Origin of the sequence: Pseudomonas sp. Root71, from assembly GCF_001429045.1 — a bacterium.
In the GTDB taxonomy this organism is placed as follows: Bacteria; Pseudomonadota; Gammaproteobacteria; order Pseudomonadales; family Pseudomonadaceae; genus Aquipseudomonas; species Aquipseudomonas monachiensis.
In genome coordinates this window covers 85,789-106,334 of record NZ_LMHY01000030.1, presented here as the reverse complement: position 1 = coordinate 106,334, position 20,546 = coordinate 85,789, and the positions used below count along the sequence as shown (strand labels likewise).

Annotated in this window: 13 protein-coding genes and 1 pseudogene; 7 read left to right on the top strand and 7 right to left on the bottom strand. The window is 60.2% G+C overall.

The genetic code is table 11. The features are described from left to right. Positions 1–40: 40 nt before the first annotated feature. Positions 41–1,408, top strand: a complete 1,368-nt coding sequence (gene radA / locus ASD95_RS27140; protein ID WP_056728741.1) for a DNA repair protein RadA — start codon at positions 41–43, stop codon at positions 1,406–1,408. Between the two features lie 129 nt (positions 1,409–1,537). Here the strand turns inward: radA and ASD95_RS27135 are convergent, their stop codons facing one another. Further along, the gene (locus ASD95_RS27135) at positions 1,538–1,906 is read right to left on the bottom strand and encodes a PilZ domain-containing protein (RefSeq protein ID WP_056728739.1); all 369 of its coding nucleotides are present in this window, start codon (positions 1,904–1,906) and stop codon (positions 1,538–1,540) included. 160 nt (positions 1,907–2,066) lie between these two features. Between ASD95_RS27135 and ASD95_RS27130 the strand changes: the two are divergent. The 3 genes and pseudogenes from ASD95_RS27130 to yjiA all read left to right on the top strand — a co-directional run bounded on the left by ASD95_RS27130 (position 2,067) and on the right by yjiA (position 5,457). Continuing rightward, a pseudogene (locus tag ASD95_RS27130) lies at positions 2,067–4,107 on the top strand (carbon starvation CstA family protein). Between the two features lie 15 nt (positions 4,108–4,122). After that, a complete protein-coding gene (locus tag ASD95_RS27125; RefSeq protein ID WP_007895266.1) occupies positions 4,123–4,320 on the top strand; it encodes a YbdD/YjiX family protein in 198 nt (65 codons plus the stop codon). 162 nt (positions 4,321–4,482) lie between these two features. Then, positions 4,483–5,457 carry a GTPase gene (gene yjiA, locus ASD95_RS27120; protein ID WP_056728737.1) on the top strand — a complete coding sequence of 325 codons (975 nt, stop codon included), beginning with the start codon at positions 4,483–4,485 and terminating at the stop codon, positions 5,455–5,457. 116 nt (positions 5,458–5,573) lie between these two features. On the opposite strand, the gene ASD95_RS27115 is transcribed toward yjiA, so the two are convergent. The 4 genes from ASD95_RS27115 to glyA all read right to left on the bottom strand — a co-directional run bounded on the left by ASD95_RS27115 (position 5,574) and on the right by glyA (position 9,898). Next, positions 5,574–6,257, bottom strand: coding sequence for a GntR family transcriptional regulator (locus ASD95_RS27115; protein ID WP_056728735.1), 684 nt, complete (start codon positions 6,255–6,257; stop codon positions 5,574–5,576). Positions 6,258–6,282: 25 nt separating this feature from the next. Continuing rightward, entirely contained in the window at positions 6,283–6,987 is a 705-nt protein-coding gene (locus ASD95_RS27110; RefSeq protein ID WP_056728734.1) for a FadR/GntR family transcriptional regulator, read from the bottom strand. Positions 6,988–7,056: 69 nt separating this feature from the next. Next, positions 7,057–8,370 carry a C4-dicarboxylate transporter DctA gene (locus ASD95_RS27105; RefSeq protein ID WP_056728732.1) on the bottom strand — a complete coding sequence of 438 codons (1,314 nt, stop codon included), beginning with the start codon at positions 8,368–8,370 and terminating at the stop codon, positions 7,057–7,059. Positions 8,371–8,644: 274 nt separating this feature from the next. After that, positions 8,645–9,898, bottom strand: a complete 1,254-nt coding sequence (glyA, locus tag ASD95_RS27100; RefSeq protein ID WP_056728729.1) for a serine hydroxymethyltransferase — start codon at positions 9,896–9,898, stop codon at positions 8,645–8,647. 259 nt (positions 9,899–10,157) lie between these two features. On the opposite strand from glyA, the gene ASD95_RS27095 reads away from it, so the two are divergent. After that, positions 10,158–12,509 (top strand): glycoside hydrolase, encoded by a 2,352-nt coding sequence (locus tag ASD95_RS27095; protein WP_223541995.1) that lies wholly within the window; start codon positions 10,158–10,160, stop codon positions 12,507–12,509. An 11-nt stretch (positions 12,510–12,520) separates the two neighbouring features. Here ASD95_RS27095 and ASD95_RS27090 read toward each other — a convergent pair whose 3' ends face one another. Beyond that, positions 12,521–16,369: a sensor domain-containing protein gene (locus tag ASD95_RS27090; protein ID WP_056728727.1), complete on the bottom strand. Its 3,849-nt coding sequence runs from the start codon at positions 16,367–16,369 to the stop codon at positions 12,521–12,523. Positions 16,370–16,645: 276 nt separating this feature from the next. On the opposite strand from ASD95_RS27090, the gene ettA reads away from it, so the two are divergent. Both ettA and gdhA read left to right on the top strand, forming a co-directional pair. Further along, positions 16,646–18,310, top strand: a complete 1,665-nt coding sequence (ettA, locus tag ASD95_RS27085) for an energy-dependent translational throttle protein EttA (protein ID WP_056728725.1) — start codon at positions 16,646–16,648, stop codon at positions 18,308–18,310. Between the two features lie 374 nt (positions 18,311–18,684). Then, a complete protein-coding gene (gene gdhA, locus ASD95_RS27080; protein WP_056728723.1) occupies positions 18,685–20,022 on the top strand; it encodes an NADP-specific glutamate dehydrogenase in 1,338 nt (445 codons plus the stop codon). Here gdhA and ASD95_RS27075 read toward each other — a convergent pair. Beyond that, entirely contained in the window at positions 20,019–20,513 is a 495-nt protein-coding gene (locus ASD95_RS27075; RefSeq protein ID WP_056728721.1) for a GreA/GreB family elongation factor, read from the bottom strand. The genes gdhA and ASD95_RS27075 overlap by 4 nt on opposite strands. Positions 20,514–20,546 lie beyond the last annotated feature (33 nt).

The following is a 20,546-nucleotide window of genomic DNA, read 5'->3' as shown; positions in this document are numbered from 1 at the left end:
TTCAGCTGAGCTATCATCGCGTTTTTTTCCGGGAGTTCCGATGGCCAAGGCCAAGCGCATGTACGGCTGCACCGAGTGCGGCTCAACCTTCCCCAAATGGGCCGGCCAGTGCGGTGAGTGCGGAGCCTGGAACACGCTCACCGAAACCATGGTGGAAAGCGGCGGGGCAGCCGCCCCCAGCGGTCGTACCGGGTGGACCGGCCAGCAGGCGCAGATCAAGACCCTGGCCGAAGTCAGTGTCGAAGAAATTCCGCGCTTCTCCACCGCTTCCAGCGAGCTCGACCGGGTTCTGGGTGGCGGTCTGGTGGATGGCTCGGTGGTGCTGATCGGTGGCGACCCCGGCATCGGCAAGTCGACCATTCTGTTGCAAACCTTGTGCAACCTCGCCAAGAGCATGCCGGCGCTGTACGTCACCGGCGAAGAATCCCAGCAGCAAGTGGCCATGCGTGCGCGGCGCCTGGGGTTGCCCCAGGATCAACTGCGGGTCATGACCGAAACCTGCATCGAAACCATCATTGCCATGGCTCGTCAGGAAAAGCCCAAGGTGATGGTGATCGATTCGATCCAGACGATCTTTACCGAGCAACTGCAATCGGCACCGGGGGGCGTATCCCAGGTGCGTGAAAGCGCGGCGTTGCTGGTGCGTTACGCCAAACAGAGCGGCACGGCGATTTTCCTGGTGGGCCACGTCACCAAGGAAGGCGCGCTGGCTGGCCCTCGGGTTCTGGAACACATGGTCGACACCGTGCTGTATTTCGAAGGCGAGTCCGACGGGCGCCTACGTTTGTTGCGGGCAGTGAAGAACCGTTTCGGTGCGGTCAATGAACTGGGTGTGTTCGGCATGACCGACAAGGGCCTGAAAGAAGTCTCCAACCCCTCGGCGATTTTTCTGACCCGTGCCCAGGAAGAAGTCCCGGGTAGCGTGGTGATGGCAACTTGGGAAGGCACGCGGCCGATGCTGGTGGAGGTTCAGGCGCTGGTGGACGACAGCCACCTGGCCAACCCCCGTCGGGTCACGCTGGGGCTGGATCAGAACCGGCTGGCAATGTTGCTGGCGGTGCTGCACCGCCACGGTGGCATTCCGACCCACGACCAGGACGTGTTTCTCAACGTGGTCGGCGGAGTCAAGGTGCTGGAAACGGCGTCCGACCTGGCGTTGATGGCGGCGGTGATGTCCAGCTTGCGCAACCGGCCGTTGCCCCACGATCTGCTGGTATTCGGTGAGGTCGGGCTTTCCGGTGAGGTGCGTCCGGTGCCGAGTGGTCAGGAGCGCTTGAAGGAAGCTGCCAAGCACGGGTTCAAGCGGGCCATCGTGCCCAAGGGCAATGCGCCGAAGGAGGCGCCGGCTGGGTTGCAGATTATTGCTGTTACGCGTCTGGAGCAGGCGTTGGATGCGTTGTTCGAATAACTTGCAGGTTGAATACAAACCCTGTGGGAGCGAGCTTGCTCGCGATAGCATTGATTCAGACAATCTCTTTATTGACTGAACGGCCGCCATCGCGAGCAAGCTCGCTCCCACAAAGATTTTCGGTGATGGCTAGATCTCGATCAGCGCACCTAGTTCTCGCTCCAGTTCCTGCGGATCAGCGAGATTGAGCTCGATCAATCGCCGCAGGCGTTCGATGGACTCCAGACTGATGTGCAGGCAGACAAAGCCGAGTTGGCCATGGTCGTCGTGGGCCAGTTGCACATCCATGGTGATGTCGGCCTCTTCGTTCAGATGAATGTCGACCAGGAAATCCTGCTGTGGATTGCCCAGCCAGGGATCGGGTCGCTCGATCAGCAAGCCCTTGAGCGACAGGTCGATCAACTTCACCGGCCACGTTGACTCACCCTGGCTCAGCTCGGTTCGGGCATCGAACGCAATACGTTTGAAGCGGCGACGTTCGGCAGGGTGCTCGCTCATGGTGCGATCCTCGGAAATGTACGCTGACTATAGACCCGCATGATCAGAGGCTGCCAGCGCGTGCAGGTGTCTAGACCAATGTCGGGGTATGGTCTTTGCCGTCAGGAGCGCTAAACTCGGGGTGGCTGTCTTTCTTGTCCACTCTGGCTGGAATAATAAAATGAAAAATAATAATAGCCCGCTACGCCATTTGCCTTGGCTGGTGCTGGCAATCGTAGGTGCGTGCGCCCTGGGTGTCGTGGCATTGCGCCGAGGCGAGGCAATCAACGCCTTGTGGATTGTGGTCGCTGCCGTGGCCATCTATCTGGTCGCCTACCGCTACTACAGTCTGTTCATCGCTAACAATGTCATGCAACTCGATGCGCGACGGGCCACTCCCGCTGTGCTCAATAATGACGGTCTGGACTACGTTCCAACCAACAAGCACATTCTTTTTGGTCACCACTTTGCGGCCATCGCTGGCGCGGGACCTCTGGTCGGCCCGGTATTGGCGGCGCAGATGGGCTACCTGCCCGGTACGCTGTGGCTGATCGCCGGCGTGGTGCTGGCCGGTGCCGTTCAGGACTTCATGGTCCTGTTCATGTCCACCCGCCGCAACGGGCGTTCCCTGGGGGACATGGTCCGTGAGGAAATGGGCCGCATCCCCGGCACCATCGCGCTGTTCGGCTGCTTCCTGATCATGATCATCATCCTCGCGGTGCTGGCACTGATCGTGGTCAAAGCCCTGGCCGAAAGCCCTTGGGGGATTTTCACGGTGATGGCGACCATCCCGATCGCGATGTTCATGGGCATCTACATGCGCTACATCCGCCCGGGTCGTATCGGTGAGATCTCGGTGATCGGCGTATTGCTGCTGCTGGGTTCGATCTGGCTCGGCGGGCAGATTGCCGCGGATCCGGTGTGGGCCAAGGCGTTCAGCTTTACCGGTATCCAGATCACCTGGATGCTGATCGGCTACGGTTTTGTCGCGGCGGTACTGCCGGTGTGGCTGATCCTGGCGCTGATCCTGGCACCGCGTGACTATCTGTCGACCTTCCTGAAAATCGGCACCATCGTCGCCCTGGCCATCGGCATCCTGGTGACCATGCCCGAGCTGAAAATGCCGGCCCTGACCCAGTTTGTCGACGGCACTGGCCCGGTATGGAAGGGCGGTCTGTTCCCGTTCCTGTTCATCACCATCGCTTGTGGTGCGGTATCCGGTTTCCACGCGCTGATTTCCTCCGGCACTACGCCGAAGCTGCTGGATAACGAAACCAACGCCCGCTACATCGGCTACGGCGGCATGCTGATGGAATCGTTCGTGGCGATCATGGCCATGGTTGCCGCTTCAGTGATCGAGCCTGGCGTGTACTTCGCCATGAACAGCCCGGCGGCCGTGGTCGGCGGTGATGTGGTGGCCGTTGCGACAGCCGTCAGCAACTGGGGCTTTGCGATTACCCCGGAAGCCCTGCAAGCCGTAGCCCACGATATTGGTGAAACCACCATCCTGGCCCGTGCCGCTGCACAGTGTTCTGCCGGGCGAGAACACCATGGCGTTCTGGTACCACTTCGCGATCCTGTTCGAAGCGCTGTTCATCCTGACTGCCGTGGATGCCGGCACCCGTGCCGGGCGTTTCATGCTGCAGGACTTGCTCGGCTCCTTCGTTCCTGCGCTCAAGCGCACGGAATCCTGGACCGCCAACCTGATCGCCACCGCCGGTTGTGTGGCCATGTGGGGCTGGTTGCTGTATCAGGGCGTGATCGATCCGTTGGGTGGCATCAATACCCTGTGGCCACTGTTCGGTATCTCCAACCAGATGCTGGCCGGTATCGCGCTGATGCTCGGCACCGTCGTGCTGATCAAGATGAAACGCCAGCGTTATGTCTGGGTCACCATGTTGCCAGCCGTATGGCTGTTGATCTGCACCACGACAGCGGGCTTCATCAAGCTGTTCGATGCCAACCCGGCGATCGGCTTCCTGGCCCTGGCGAAGAAATACAGCGATGCCCTGGCCAACGGCCAGATCCTCGCCCCGGCCAAGGACATCACCCAGATGCAGCACGTGATTTTCAACGCCTACACCAACGCAACGCTGACCGCGCTGTTCCTGTTCGTGGTGTTCAGCATCCTGTTCTATGCACTCAAGGTCGGTATTGCCGCCTGGGGTAAAAAAGAGCGTACGGATAAAGAGTCGCCATTCCAGGCGCTGCCGGATGCGTAACCAGAGGATTGCAGCATGTTCAATGACTTGAGTCGCCTCGGTAAATACCTCGGACAGGCCGCGCGCCTGATGGTCGGGATGCCCGACTACGACAACTATGTCGAGCATATGCAGACCAAGCACCCGGATAAACCGGTGATGAGCTATGAGATGTTCTTTCGGGAGCGTCAGGAAGCCCGTTACGGTGGCAAGGGTGGGCCGAAGTGCTGTTGATCCGGATTGCGGGTTAACAGCAAAACCTGTGGGAGCGAGCCTGCTCGCGAAAGCGGTGTCCCAGTCAGCCTATTTGTTGAAGCTGACGGCCCCTTCGCGAGCAGGCTCGCTCCCACATTTGTTTTGTGTTGTTTATCAGTTTTGTGAAACAGGAGATCAATTTTGTCCTCTCCCATCCCCGTAACAATCCTCAGCGGCTTCCTCGGCGCCGGCAAGACTACCCTGTTGCGTCACCTGCTCAAGGCCGAGCACGGTCTGAAAATTGCCGTGATCGAGAATGAATTCAGCGATGCCGGTATCGATACCCAGTTGTTGGGCGATGAGCCGGTACAAGTGATGACGCTGTCCAACGGCTGCGTCTGCTGCACCATCCACACCGACCTGACTAAAGCGCTTTATCTGTTGCTCGAGCGTCTGGACCGGGGCGACATCGCCTTCGACCGCCTGGTGATCGAATGCACCGGCCTGGCTGATCCGGCACCGGTGGCGCAAACCTTTTTCATCGACGAAGAGTTGCGTGAGCGCTATATCCTCGACGGCATCATTACCCTGGTCGACGCGGCACATGCAGACCTGCACCTGACCCAGACTATCGCCCAGGCGCAGGTCGGATTCGCCGACCGCTTGCTGGTGAGCAAGCGCGACCTGGTGGACGAACCGACCTTCACCGCGTTGAGCGAACGCCTGACCCGCATCAACCGGCGTGCGCCGATCCGCATGGTTGACCACGGCAAGATCGACCTGGCCGAGTTGCTAGATGTGCGCGGTTTCAACCTCAACGCCGACCTCGGTGGCGGCGTGAGTTTGCGCCCGGTCAGCCAGGCAGCTCCGTCTATCGACCGCATTTCCAGTCTGGTGCTGCGCACTGAAAAACCGCTGGATATCGACAAGCTCAGCGAGTTCATGAACGAACTGCTGGAGGAGCATGGCAAGCAGTTGCTGCGCTACAAAGGCGTGTTGAACATTCTTGGTGAATCCCGTCGCATGGTGTTTCAGGGGGTGCTGAAGCTTTATGGTTTTGACTGGGATACTGAGTGGGCGGAAGACGACGTGCGCGAAAGCGTGATCGTGTTCATTGCCGATGACTTGCCGGAAAAAAAGATCCGCGAGGGGTTTGCGCGGGTGGCTGCGCAGTAACGTCAAAAATTGCAGTGAGCCCTGAGCCGCCATCGCGAGCAGGCACGCTCCCACACTTGAAGTGCAGTTCCCTGTGGGGGCGAGCCTGCTCCGGGCGGCGTTCCGCCGAAAGCGGACTAACCTGCGGCACAGTTTTGGCCCAGTACCGATTCAGGACTCAGCAACAAATCTTCCAGGTAATCCAGATGCCGGTTGAGCGCGACTTGGGCCTTCGCGGCATCGCCTCGCTCCAGCGCATCCAGAATCTCCATGTGCTCCACGCAATATTCCTTCTGCTGCAGATCAAACTGCGCAATCGCCAAGGAAGTCAGCGGTACCAGGTTCTCAAGGAAATGCGCTAGCGGTGCATTCCCCGCCATTTGTGCCAACTGCAGATGAAACTCTCCCGACAAGCGAATCGCCCGGCCACGCTCGGTGCACTGATGCTCGTTATCGACCAGTGTCCGCAGGCGCTTCAAGTCTTGCGCGCAGGGTCGCTGACACGCCAGCCGCACCAGCATGATCTCGGCCAGGCGCCGGGCGTGCAGTGTCTGCCGGGTCTGCTCGGCATCAAGCTCGGCGACGCGGGGACGATGGTTGACCCGAAGGATGATGATCTGCTGGTGGGACAGCCGCGTCAGCACATCACGCATGTCGCTGCGCCTTGCACCGAACATCTGCGCCAGGCTTTCTTCGGTAAAGCGACTGGCCGAATGGATGCGCTGTTCGAAAATGGCATCGAGGACGCGCGAATACAGATCATCCACCGACGGGCGGACGGGCAGGGTGGCGAGCGTTTGTGGCGAGGCGAAGCTGTTCATGGCCAATCTCCAGTTCGAAGAGGTTTCAACTGCCGAGGTTGTCTTCCGGGATGTTCAGTTCGATGCCCATGCGCTGGCCTTCGCACAAAATGTGCCGGCGCATCTCGGCGCTGGCCTGGGCGCTGTTCTTGTTGCGGATCGCGCGCACCACGGCTTCGTTTTCTTCAAGGCGTTCAGCCAGATGCTCCGGGGAGTTGCGCAACACTTCGGCGCTTTGCTTGAGGGCATTGCTGGTTTGCTGGACCACGCTCTGGAAGATCGGGTTCGACGTCAGCGTGAACAGCTCTTCGTGGAACGCGATGTAGGCGCTTACGCCAGTTTCACTGTCATTGGCCTCCAGGGCTTCGCGCATGTCCATCAGGGTCAGGCGCAGTTGCCCGACCTCCTTGCTGCTGATGGACTGCGCCACGAGGCCGACGATGAACGGCTCGAGCGTGTAGCGCAGTTGCAGCACGTCTTCCAGGCTCGCTGCGGCCACTGCACTGTCATGCGCCTGGTTGTCAGCGAGATTGGCTTCGAGCACCACCACGCCTTTGCCCGGCATCGAACGCACCAGGCCAAGGGTTTCCAGGACGATGACGGCTTCACGCAGGCTCGGGCGGCTGATACCCAGCTGTTCGGCCAGTTCACGTTGCCCCGGCAGCATTTCGCCGGAGCGCCACTGACCTCGGGCCAAGGCGGCCCGTAGTTTTTCCACGACTGAAGTTACGACGGTCGACGAGGTAATCACTGTTCGCTCCATGAGCATTTAAAAGTGGTGAAGGTGTGCCGGCCAAGGCGAGGCCGGCACACCGTTGATTCAGAATTCCTGCTGATGTGCCGGTGCAATCGGTTTTCTTGGCTGGAAGGTATAACCCGCCTGGCCCGAAAGTACCTTGTTCGCCCGCTGCACATCGATGTCCTTTTCCCATCGCGCGATGGCGACGGTCGCCACGCAGTTACCGATCAGGTTGGTCAGCGCCCGGCCGATCCCCATGAACCAGTCCACGGCCAGCACCAGCACCAGGCCCACCACCGGAATGGCCGGAATGGCTGTCAGGGTGGCCGCCAGAATCACCAGCGCCGAGCCCGGAATACCGTGGGCCCCCTTGGAGGTGATCAACGATACCAACAGAATCGTCAGCAGGTCGGTCATTGCCAGCGGCGTGCCGGTGGCATTGGCGATGAACACGATGGCCAGGGTCAGGTAGATCGAGAAACCGTCGAGGTTGAACGAGTAACCCGTTGGAATCACCAGCCCGACCGTCGAACTGCCGATGCCCAGGTGCTCAAGCTTGCGCATGATTTGAGGCAGCACAGCGTCGGACGAAGCGGTGCCCATGACGATCAGCAGTTCTTCGCGCAGGTACTTGAGCAACGGCCACATCTTCAAGCCAGAGAGGCGCATCACCAGGCCGAGAATCAGCGTCACGAAAGCCACGCAGGTCAGGTAGAACAGGCCGACCAGGCTGCCCAGGTGTTGCAGCGAGTCCAGGCCATACTTGCTGGTGGTGAAGGCGATCGCACCGAACACACCGATCGGCGCCAGGCGCACGATCATGCCCATGATGCGGAAAATCACGTGGCTGAGTTCATTGATCAGCCGCGAAATGCCCGATGCCGCCTCGCCCACCAGATTCAGCGCACTGCCGAACAGCACAGAGAACAGGAGGACTTGCAGGATGTTGTTATCGGCAAAGGCACCAATCACCGACGTCGGAATCAGGTCCATCAGGAACTGTGTGGTGGTGTGCATGTGCTGGCCGCGCTGGGCAATGTCGCCCATGTCGGCTGCGGAAAGCTGCTCCAGGTGAATGTTCGCGCCGCTGCCGATACCGGTGCTGAAGGCAAACACCAGACCGATCACCAGAGCGATGGTGGTCAGGATTTCAAAGTAGATCACCGATTTTAGGCCGATACGGCCGACCTTCTTCAGGTCGCCGGCACCGCTGATGCCGCTGACCACTACGCAAAACACAATCAAGCCAATGAGCATTTTGATCAGCTTGATAAAACCGTCACCGAGCGGTTTGAGCTGAGCGGAGTATTCGGGAAGGGTCAGCCCACAGACGATGCCGAGCACCAGTCCGAGAACCACTTGGAGGAAGATTGAACGCGAGCACCATCTGAGCATGGGAGGAATCCTGGTCGGTGTCCTGGCTGCCGTGTGCGGAGCACATCAGATTCAGGACTTAATTATTGTGGTCTTACCGGTATGTCCAGTGCAGGCGCAGTCTAGGCGCTATTTTTGGGTGTTCGCAAGTAAAAATTAGAAAATTGGCATGACCGGTCTTACCAGTTGGTGAGTGAGCCCGGTTTAGAGCCTTTCCCCCCGACTGAATAAAAAACGGGCGAAAAAAAACCGGCCATCTCTGGCCGGTTTTTATAGCTACGGTTTAACGGGCTGATTAAGCGCCGTACACCGGCAGCTTCTTGCAGATGGCCTTGACCTTCTCACGAACGGCATCGATCACCGCTTCGTTGTTCAGGTCAGCCAGGATGTCGCAGATCCAGCCGGCCAGTTCCTTGCACTCTGCTTCCTTGAAGCCACGAGTGGTCACAGCCGGGGTGCCGAAGCGCAGGCCGGAGGTGACGAACGGGGAACGTGGATCGTTTGGCACGGAGTTCTTGTTCACGGTGATGAACGCTTTGCCCAGCGCGGCATCGGCGTCTTTACCGGAGATTTCCTGCTTGATCAGCGACAGCAGGAACAGGTGGTTCTGAGTACCACCGGAAACCACGTCGAAACCGCGCTCGATGAACACGCTGGCCATGGCCTGGGCGTTCTTCACCACTTGCTGCTGGTAAACCTTGAACTCAGGCTGCAGCGCTTCCTTGAAACAGATCGCCTTGGCCGCGATCACGTGCTCCAGAGGACCACCCTGAGCGCCCGGGAATACGGCGGAGTTCAGCTTCTTCTCGATATCGGCGTTGGCGCGAGCCAGGATCAGGCCACCACGTGGACCGCGCAGGGTCTTGTGGGTGGTGGTGGTCACGACGTCAGCGAATGGAACCGGGTTCGGGTAGACGCCAGCGGCGACCAGACCGGCCACGTGGGCCATGTCGACGAACAGGTAGGCACCTACTTTGTCGGCGATTGCACGGAAGCGCGGGAAGTCGAGGATCTGCGAGTAGGCAGAGAAACCGGCCACGATCATTTTCGGCTTGTGCTCAACGGCCAGGCGCTCGACTTCGTCGTAGTCGATCAGGCCGTTGGCGTCGATGCCGTACTGGATGGCGTTGTACAGCTTGCCCGAAGACGAAACGCTGGCACCGTGGGTAAGGTGACCGCCGTGGGCCAGGCTCATGCCCAGGATGGTGTCGCCGGCCGACAGCAGGGCCAGGTAAACGGCGCTGTTGGCTTGCGAACCGGCGTGCGGCTGAACGTTGGCGTAGTCGGCGCCGAACAGCTCTTTGGCGCGGTCGATAGCCAGCTGCTCGACGATGTCTACGTACTCGCAACCACCGTAGTAGCGCTTGCCCGGGTAACCTTCGGCGTACTTGTTGGTCAGTACCGAGCCTTGGGCTTCCATCACAGCAGGGCTGGTGTAGTTTTCCGAAGCGATCAGCTCAATGTGCTCTTCCTGGCGCTGAGCTTCTTGCTCCATGGCGGCAAAGAGATCGGCGTCGTACTTGGCAATAGTCAAATCACGGCTGAACATGGCGGTCCTCAAGGATCGGGGGCGGAAAAGGGGGGCATTCTAACCCAATGGGTTTTAGATGGCATATGAAACGGCATCATGTCGCAGACAAGTGGCATTCACGGTGCGCGGCTGAATATTCGGACACAAATTATCCCTGAAGCACGGAGTCGCATTGGGCATCCTTGTTTTTTGCGGGGCACACCTTGTTCTGGAAGCCTGGATAAAGACTTGAGCTGACGAACGTCTTGCCCCTGAACGCTGGACAGGAGGCCGATGGATGATGCCCGTAACCGATCTGATGCCCACCACGCCCGTTTCTGCGCAGGCTTGCCCATTTCGTCGGATAGCCCTTGCATGGGCCATCCTGTTGGCTTGCATGGTGCCCGGCACGACGTACGCCCTGGCCAATGATCCTGTGCTGCTGGACAGTCCCGCCGGGCAGTTTGCAATCGATCCGGACACGCTGGCCATTTCCCTTACGACTTCACAGGGCAAGCGCCTGGCGCTGGCGTCCCCGGCGTTCAGCGGTAGCAGGGTCGAGCGGCTGTCGGATCACGAATGGCAAGTGGCGGCAGGTACGGCCCGGTACAAGGTCGCGGCCAATATCGAGTTCGGTGCCTTACGGGTGTCAGTCCGGTCGCAAGGTCCATCGGTGTTGAACTGGCCACGGACCGCGGATCCCGGGGCCATCAGGGCTTATGCATTTCCTTTTGGCGAGGGCAGTTATGTGCCGGCGGACGACCCCGGGTGGCTTGACTGGATGGTGCGTCGTTACGAGCCGGAAAGTGTGCTGAGTATTCTTTCCATGCCGTTCTGGACGGAGTTGCGAGAGGGGCTTTCCGTGACCTGGCTGTTGGAAACACCCCTGGATACAACGTTTGATGTCGAACGCAGGGAGGATCGGGCACGACCTGGTTTTACTCACCGCTTCTCCTCTTTATCACCCGATGCCGCTTATACCCTGCGTATTGTGCCCGGTCCGCAGGACCCGTTGGCCGGGGCGCGTGGATACCGGCAGTGGCTGCAAGCAAGCGGCCAGTTTGTCTCCTTGAACGACAAGATCGCTACGACGCCCGAAGTCGCCCGGTTAGGAGGGGCATCTCATATCTATCTGTGGGGCAGCGATCCGCTGAAAGTCGCGGACATCGTTCAATGGAGAGCGTTTCTGGAACAGTTTCGGCGCCAGCGAGGCGATGACACGCAACTGGCGGGCCGTCTGTGGAAGGTGCTTGATGATGAAAAGCGCAAAACCGTCGAGAAGGCGTTCAAGGCGGCAGCCAGGAACCCGGGTGATATCGAGCCGTGGCTGAAAAGAGAGGTGATTCGAGCGCTCAACGCGGCACTGTTGAAGGTGATTGCCCGTCCCGAAGTGACACCGCTGCCGGGCGGGCATGACCCTGGCGGTGAAGTGGCATGGGCACGGGATATGAGCGTCGCCATGGAACAGGCCTTCGGTCCGCTGTTGGCTCCCGCCCGAGGTTGGGGAGGCGGTCTCTCGACCGACTTGGTCAGCGCGCTGCAATCGGCAGGTTTGCGCCGTGCCTGGCTGGGCGTCAGTGAGTGGCGAACGGCGCTTTGGCATCCTGAAGCCATTGAACAGGCCAAGGCGGCGGGTTACCTGGTCGGCGTCTATGACAGCTATGGCAGCGCTCACCCCTCGAACCTTGCGGCAACCTGGTCTACCGCGCAGATGGGCGATGAATTGGCGAATGCCGGTTACCGGGATCAAAACGGCCAACCCGCCACCGGTTTTGCCGGACGGGGGGTGTATGTCAGCGCTCGTGCAGCCCATGACTATGCTCGAAAACGCATCGATGCGATTGCACAAAACGCTGGGCTCAACAGCTATTTCCTGGATGTGGATGGCGCCGGCCCACCGCGTGAGGACCATACGCCCGGGCGCGAGACCAGTGAGTCGCAGGACAGTCAGAGCGTGCGCCAGAGGCTGGCTTATCCTGCCCGGGCATTTGGCCTGGTGACCGGGACGGAAGGCGGGTTGTCCTGGTACGCCCCACAGTTCGCGTTTGCCCAGGGCATGACGACGCAGCCCTTCGCCTGGATGGATCCTGACATGAAGGATTCACGCTCGCCGTACTATCGAGGCCGTTACTGGCCCGACGAAACGCCCAGTCTTTACTTCAAGCCTGTACCGCTCAAGTCTTCGATCGCCCGTTATGTGCGCTCGCCATGGTTTCGCCTGCCGCTTTATCAGATCGCCTTGCATGACAGCGTCGTGACAACCCATCACTGGGAGTACGGCTCATTGAAATTCAGCAATGAGTGGGAGGCGACGGCGCTTCTGCAGCTGTTGTACATGGTGCCACCGCTTTATCACCTGGCCGATGAAGTGCTCGATCGCGATCTGCCGGTGATCGCGGCCTATGACCGAATCTTCCGCCCGCTGCACGAGCGGCTGTTCAACGTGGCGATGGTGGATTTCAAGGTGTTGTCGACAGATCGCGCGCTCCAGCAATCAAGCTTTGCCGATGGAACGCGCATCACCGTGAACTTCAGCAGCGAGCCGATGGTGGCACAAGGTACGACGGTGCCTGCGCTGGCTGCGCGTGTCGAAGAACCTGACCAGCCTGTACGAGTGCATGAGATGAGTACGGTGTTCAAGGCACGTTGAGACGGCAGTGGTCAATCAAACATGAACAATGCATCGTTACTGTATTGGGCCTCGAACCGATTGGCCGGCATCGGTCGACCGAACAGATAACCCTGTACCTCGTCGCAACCGTGCTCCCTCAGGAAATCCAGCTGCTCTTGGGTTTCCACGCCTTCGGCGATCACCGCCAGGTTCAGGCTGTGGGCCATGGCAATGATTGCCCGGGCAATCTGTGCATCCTGCTCGCCGCTGGGCAGGCCATCGACAAAGGTGCGGTCGATCTTCAGAACATCGATCGGGAATTGCTTGAGGTAGTTGAGCGATGAGTAACCGGTACCGAAATCGTCGACCGCAATGCTCAGGCCGAGGTTTTTCAGGCCGTCGAGGATCTGCATCGCCTCGCTGACTTCACGCATCAGGATACTTTCGGTCAGCTCCAGTTCCAGGCACGCCGGTGGCAGGCCGGTTTCCTTGAGGATGGTGGCGATTCGCGTACCGAGTTGGCCGTCGGAGAACTGCCGCGCCGAGATGTTCACCGACACCTTCGGCACCCGCACCCTGGCCTGATGCCAGGCCTTGAGTTGGCGGCAGGCTTCGCTGATCACCCAGTCGCCGACATCCACCACCAGCCCGAGCTCTTTGAGCACAGGAATGAAATCCCCCGGCGGCACCAGCCCGCGGCGTGGATGACGCCAGCGCAACAGCGCCTCGGCACCGGTCAGGCGCTTGCCGTCACCGCTGAACTGCGGCTGGTAATACAGCACGAATTCGTTCTGTTCCAGGGCATGGCGCAAGTCGCTTTCCAGCTCCAGACGCTCCAGCGCACTGGCGTTCATGTCCGCCTGATAGAACTGGAAGTTGTTCTTGCCACGCTCCTTGGCGTGGTACATCGCGGTGTCGGCGTTCTTCATCAACTGGCTGAGTTCGTTGCCGTCCTGTGGACTCAGGGCGATGCCGATACTGGCCGTGACGAAGAACTCGCGGCCTTCGAGCACGAAGGGTTTCACCAGGCTGGCGAGAATCTGTTCGGCCACATGGATCGCCCGGTTCAGGGCGATTTCACGGTTGGCTCGCGGTTGCAGGAGCAAAGTGAATTCGTCACCGCCCATACGCGCCACGGTGTCGTCATCGGCGACGCAACCGAGCAGGCGCGTGGCCATTTCCTTGAGCATGCGGTCGCCGGCGGCGTGGCCCAGGGAGTCGTTGATCGGCTTGAAACGGTCGAGGTCGAGGAACATCAGCACCACCCACGACTTCTGCCGCTCGGCCGATTGCAGTGCCGTGTGCAGGCGATCCTGGAACAGCGAACGGTTGGGCAGGTGGGTCAGGGCGTCGTAGTAGGCGAGGCGGTGAATCCGCTGCTCGCTGGCCTTGCGCTCGCTGATGTCGCTGAAGAAACACACATAGCTGGCCAGGTCGCCTTCATCGTCGAGCACGGCGGTGATCCCGACCCAGGCCGGGTAATGCTCGCCATTACGGCGCTTGAGCCAGACTTCGCCCTCCCAGGTACTGTGCTGGCCCAATTGCTTGAGCACGTAACGCAGATGGGCTTCCTGCTGGTCGTCGACCGTCAGCATGTTCGGCAGCTGGTCGAGGACCTGCTCCACGGCGTAACCGCTGACACGACTGAAGGCTTCGTTGGCCTGGACGATGTAGCCGGCCGGGTCGGTGATCAGGATCGCCGAGGTCGAGTGTTCGAATACCGTGGCCGCCATGCGCAGGTCTTTTTCGGCCCGGCGTTGCTGGCTGATGTCGCGGCCGACGCCGAGCACGCCTTCGAAGGTGCCGTGTTCGTCCCAGACCAATACCAGGCGCAGTTCGATCGGGATCTTGCGCCCGTCGGCCCGCAGGCAATCGAACAGGAACAGTTGGGTTTGCACCTGGCTGCGCAACAGCGCCAGTTGGTCCGGCTGATCCAGCGCTTTGCTGACCCGGTCCATCAGGTGGTAGATGCCGGTCAGTTGTTGCGGGTTGGCGATGGTCGATTGCCAGCCGTTCTGGAAAATCCACTCGACGCCGTAACCCAGCACCGCTTGCACCGAGGGGCTGACGTAATTGAGGTTAAGGCGGCTGTCGGTGGAGAAGATCACGTCACTGATGCTTTCGGCGAGCATCCTGTAGCGCTGCTCGCTGTCGCGCAGGGATTCGCTGGCTTCGATCTGGTCGGTGATGTCCTTGGCCACGCCGATGATCCGCGTGACCTGGTCTTCCTTGTCCCGCGCCAGCGCCTGCTCGCGAATCTCGAAGCGTCGCCACTGGCCGTCCCGATGGCGGAAGCGCAATTGGCACTGCATCAACTGGCGATAACCGGCCTGGCGCTGGATCTGGCGGGAGCGGTGGTAATAGTCGGCGTCTTCGGGATGCAGGAGGATTTCCCAGAAGTATTCGCCCATCTGGTGCAGTTCGGTGCGGTTGTAACCCAGGGTCTGGCCCAGATGGTGGTTGCTGTAGATCATCCGCTGGCTGATCACATCCTGCACATACAGGTGATCCGGCACGGTGCGCACCACGTCCGACCAGAACCCTTCGCGCTCCTGCAGCGACAGTTCGATGAGCTTGCGGCTGGTGATGTCGGTGATGCTCAGGATCACCGCTTTATAGTCGTCCTGGGTTTGCGGCAGGCGCAGCACCAGCCACAGGTGCTGGTCGCGGCCGCTGGCGTCCTGGAGCTTGATTTCCAGTTCAAGCTGTTGCTGCCGGTTGAGCATCGCGTCGAGCACCTGGTTGCCGATGGCGGTGCCGTCCTGTGGGTTTCCGTCGATCAGCAGTTTCCAGGCTTTGTCGGCGCTATCGACATTAAGCAGTTGCAGCGCAACCTGGTTGACCTCGGTGATCCGCAGTTCCTTGAGCAATGGCCGTCGTTGCTCCGGGATCGCCAGCCACGCTTGCAGTTGCTCGCTGCCCTGCAGTTGCGCCTTGTCGAAAAAGACCTTGAGCCCGGACATGTCGAGGACGCACAAGGCCACGCCGGTGCCTTCGAAAATGTCCTGGTAACGCCGGCGGCCTTCATTCAACTGGCGCTGACGCCGGCGCATGTTCAGCAAGGCGAGGAACGGCAGCATGGAAAACGCCAGGCCCAGCAGGCATTTGCCGATGAACGCCGGCAGCAGCTCTTCCAGTACGCGCTGACGGTCAAACAGACCGCGCAGTTGCCAATCGCTGCTGCTCAGCGGGACGGTCAGCACGCTGTTGGCGACATCGTCCGCGGTCAACGTTCCCGGATTGACCGAGGGCAGCGCTTCGTCGCGGCTGATGATCTGATGATTGATGCGGTTCTCCACCAGCCACAACGGGCGGCCGCCGGCCTCGCCTTGTTTGGTCAGGGACGAAAAGAAGGTGGGTGTCAGGCGCAAGACCCAATAGCCTCGGGAACTGCCGCTGGCCTGGTGCAACAGTAAGTGCACCACGGAACCGTCGGTGGCATTGCTGAAATAGTGCGCCTGTGCGTGGCTGCGGCGTACCAGTTCACCCAGGTAGTCGCTGTCATCGCTGTCGGGAGCGCTGTCACTGATGACTCTTCCCGAGGGGCTGAGCAACGCCAGGCTGCGCAGATCAGGCAGCGATTGTTGCAGTTTGCGCAACAGGGCCTGCAATTCATCGGCGTCCTGCGGTTGCTCGACGATCGGCAGCAGGTTGAGGGCGATCTGCGCATTGAGCGCCATGTTCAGGCTGACCTGCGCGGCCAGATCGGCGGTGTAGTCGATGGTGTACTGGCGCTGGTTCTTCTGGGTTTCCCGCAACTGGTCGAGCAACTGCCAGAACAGCAGGGCCAACAGCAATAATACGAGTGTCGCCAAGGTGCCCTTCAAGGTCCCGCGCAGGGGGGAGCCGGGCGCTGTGGCCGGCGCACTGGAAGTCAGAGGCGGAGGGACAATGGACAAGCTGTAATCCTGCGGTTTGGCTGGACTGGCGCGACGTGCACTATAAGCCGGACGCCCGAAGGGCGGCTAGCATGCCTTGAGTTGTGGCGAAGTGCCAGCCCCTGTCCGTCGGCTGGACTGCCATCTGTCATTAAGGTAGCTTTGCCGGTTACGCGGGAGCGTTCCAGCTCCTAGACTCAGACTTTTTCAGCGTCGCCTCTTACGGACGACGCGCACGGTCTGGCCGGGCATTGCCTGCGCTCCAATCATTCATCAGTCACTGACCCTAGGTTCTCCATGGCTCAATACGTATTCACCATGCATCGGCTGGGCAAAGTTGTTCCGCCGAAGCGGGAAATCCTGAAAAACATTTCTCTGTCGTTCTTCCCTGGCGCCAAGATCGGCGTACTTGGCCTCAACGGTTCGGGTAAGTCCACGCTGCTGAAAATCATGGCCGGCGTCGACACCGAGTTCGAAGGCGAAGCCCGTCCGATGCCAGAGCTGAACATCGGCTACCTGCCACAGGAACCGATTCTGGACCCGACCAAAACCGTGCGTGAAGTGGTTGAGGAAGCGGTCAGCGTCATCAAGAACGCTCAGGCACGTCTGGACGAGGTCTACGCCGCGTACGCCGAACCGGATGCCGACTTCGACAAGCTGGCGGCTGAACAGGCCAAGCTCGAAGCTATCCTGCAAGCCGGCGATGGTCACAACCTTGAGCGTCAACTGGAAGTCGCCGCCGATGCGCTGCGTCTGCCAGCCTGGGATGCCAAGGTCGAAGTTCTGTCCGGTGGTGAAAAGCGTCGTGTGGCCCTGTGCCGCCTGCTGCTGTCCGCTCCGGACATGCTGCTGCTCGACGAACCGACCAACCACCTGGACGCCGATTCCGTTGCGTGGCTTGAGCACTTCCTGCACGACTTCCCGGGCACCGTGGTCGCGATCACGCACGACCGTTACTTCCTGGACAACGTTGCCGGCTGGATCCTGGAACTCGACCGCGGCGCGGGCATTCCTTACGAGGGCAACTATTCGGGTTGGCTGGAAGCCAAGTCCGATCGTCTGGCTACCGAATCCAAGCAGCAGTCGGCCCACGAAAAAGCCATGAAGGAAGAACTGGAGTGGGTGCGCAAAGGCGCCAAGGCCCGTCAGTCCAAATCCAAGGCTCGTCTGCAACGCTTCGAAGAAATGCAGTCGCAGGAATTCCAGAAGCGCAGCGAAACCAACGAGATCTATATCCCGGCCGGTCCGCGCCTGGGCGACAAGGTCATCGAATTCAAGAACGTCACCAAGGGCTATGGCGACCGCGTGCTGATCGACAACCTGTCGTTCTCCATGCCTAAAGGCGCCATCGTCGGCGTGATCGGCGGTAACGGTGCCGGTAAATCGACCCTGTTCCGCATGCTGATGGGCAAGGAAACGCCGGATTCTGGCAGCATCGAAGTCGGTGAAACCGTGCAGTTGGCTTGCGTTGACCAGAGCCGCGAAGACCTGGACGGCAGCAAGACCGTGTTCCAGCAGATCTCCGACGGTTCCGACCAGATCCGCATCGGCAACTACGAGATCCCGTCGCGTACCTACGTCGGTCGCTTCAACTTCAAGGGCGGCGATCAGCAGAAGTTCGTCAAGGACCTGTCCGGTGGTGAGCGCGGTCGCTTGCACCTGGCCCTGACCCTGAAGGAGGGCGGCAACGTCCTGCTGCTCGACGAACCGTCCAACGACCTCGACGTTGAAACCCTGCGTTCCCTGGAAGAGGCCCTGCTGGACTTCCCGGGCGCCGCCATTGTGATCTCCCACGACCGGTGGTTCCTTGACCGCGTCGCGACTCACATCCTGGCGTACGAAGACGACTCGCAAGCGGTGTTCTTCGAAGGCAACTACACCGAGTACGAAGCCGACCGTAAAAAGCGTCTCGGCGAAGCGGCTGCCCAGCCGCATCGTGTACGCCACAAGAAGCTGGCCTGATTTCAGGTTGGTTGCATAAAGAGCGGAGCCTTCGGGCTCCGTTTTTTTTGCCTGTGTTTTTTCAATGACACCGAGCCGCGCCATTCGCGAGCAAGCCCGCTCCCACAGGGTTTTGTGAAAGGCACAATTCTCAATTCAGAAGAAGATCCCTGTGGGAGCGGGCTTGCTCGCGAAGGCGGTGTTCCTGATGGTGCATTGCTCGAATGGTGAATCCCTATTCAGGTGCAGAATGAGTCCAAAAAGCGGACTTATTTATATCCTGTGCACCATTTAATTTCATAAGTGCGACATTTTGCGCTGTTCCTGTGCGCGATTCGTTTGTTACAGTCCGGCCCAATCTCCTCCAACGACAACAAATTTGCCGAGACTTTTTCATGATCGAATCCGTCGAATCCTTCCTTGCGCGCCTGAAAAAACGCGACCCGGATCAACCCGAGTTTCACCAGGCTGTCGAAGAAGTCCTGCGTACCCTGTGGCCGTTTCTTGAAGCCAATCCGCATTACCTGACCTCCGGCATCCTGGAGCGCATCTGCGAGCCGGAGCGTGCGGTGGTGTTTCGCGTGTCGTGGGTCGACGATCAGGGCAAGGTCCAGGTCAATCGTGGTTTCCGCATCCAGATGAACAGCGCAATCGGCCCGTACAAGGGTGGCCTGCGTTTCCACCCGTCGGTGAACATGGGCGTCCTGAAGTTCCTCGCCTTCGAGCAGACCTTCAAAAACTCCCTGACTTCATTGCCCATGGGCGGCGGCAAGGGCGGGTCGGACTTCGATCCGAAGGGTAAGAGCGACGCGGAAGTCATGCGCTTCTGCCAGGCCTTCATGAGCGAGTTGTACCGCCACATCGGTGCTGACGTTGACGTGCCGGCCGGGGACATCGGTGTCGGTGCGCGGGAAATCGGTTTCCTGTTCGGCCAGTACAAGCGCCTGAGCAACCAGTTCACCAGCGTGCTGACCGGCAAAGGCCCAAGCTACGGCGGTAGCCTGATTCGCCCGGAAGCCACCGGTTTCGGTTGCGTGTACTTCGCCGAAGAAATGCTCAAGCGTCGCGGTCTGGCCGTGGAGGGTAAACGCGTAGCGATCTCCGGCTCCGGCAACGTCGCGCAATACGCGGCGCGCAAGGTCATGGACCTGGGCGGCAAAGTGATTTCGCTGTCCGACTCCGAAGGCACGCTGTATTGCGAAAGCGGCCTGACCGAGGAGCAATGGCTGGCGGTGCTGGAGCTGAAAAACGTACAGCGCGGGCGCATCCGTGAGCTGGCCAGCCGTTTTGGCCTGGAATTTCGCGCCGGTGAACTGCCATGGGGCCTGAGCTGCGACATCGCACTGCCGTGCGCGACGCAAAACGAACTGGATGCCGACGCCGCTCGCACCTTGCTGCGCAACGGCTGCATCTGCGTGGCCGAAGGCGCGAACATGCCGACCACCCTTGAGGCGGTGGATCTGTTCATCGAGGCCGACATTCTGTTCGCGCCGGGCAAGGCGTCCAACGCCGGTGGTGTGGCGGTGAGCGGGCTGGAAATGTCGCAGAACGCCATGCGCCTGGCATGGACCGGTGGCGAAGTGGACAGCAAGCTGCACGCGATCATGCAGTCGATTCACCACGCTTGCGTGAATTACGGTGAGGAGAACGGCCGGGTCAACTACGTCAAGGGCGCGAACATCGCCGGCTTCGTCAAAGTCGCCGATGCCATGCTCGCCCAAGGTGTGGTCTAAGCCGGTTCGATACGGATCACCTCAATCAATTGATCCCCGGCAGGGCGCTGCCACAGCACTTCATCGTTGAGTCGTGCGCCGAGCAGTGCCCGTCCCAACGGTGAACCCCAATTGATCAGGTCGTGGGCGGCATCGGCCTGATCTTCGCCCACCAGTTGTACCCGGCGTTCGGTGGCGTGTTCATCGGCGTAGGTCACCCAGCTGCCGATCTGCACTTTCTCGGTCGAAGTCGCGGCGGGTACCACCTGAGCGCTGCCCAGGCGCTGCTTGAAGTAACGCAAATCACGTTCGAGATCCGCCAGGCGCTGCTTGTCGGCCTGCTCGCCTTTGGCCGATTGTTCGGCGTGCAGGGTTTGCAGTTCGGTGACTTTTCCCTGCAACAGGTCCAGGCCTTGCGGCGTGACGTAATTGGGCTGCGCGCTGACCTGCCGTTCGACTGGCTGATCGGCTTGCGCGGCGGCGTTATCTTCATTGACGAAGGCACGGCTCATGGAATTCTCCCGGTATAGGGTTTGGGCCATGGT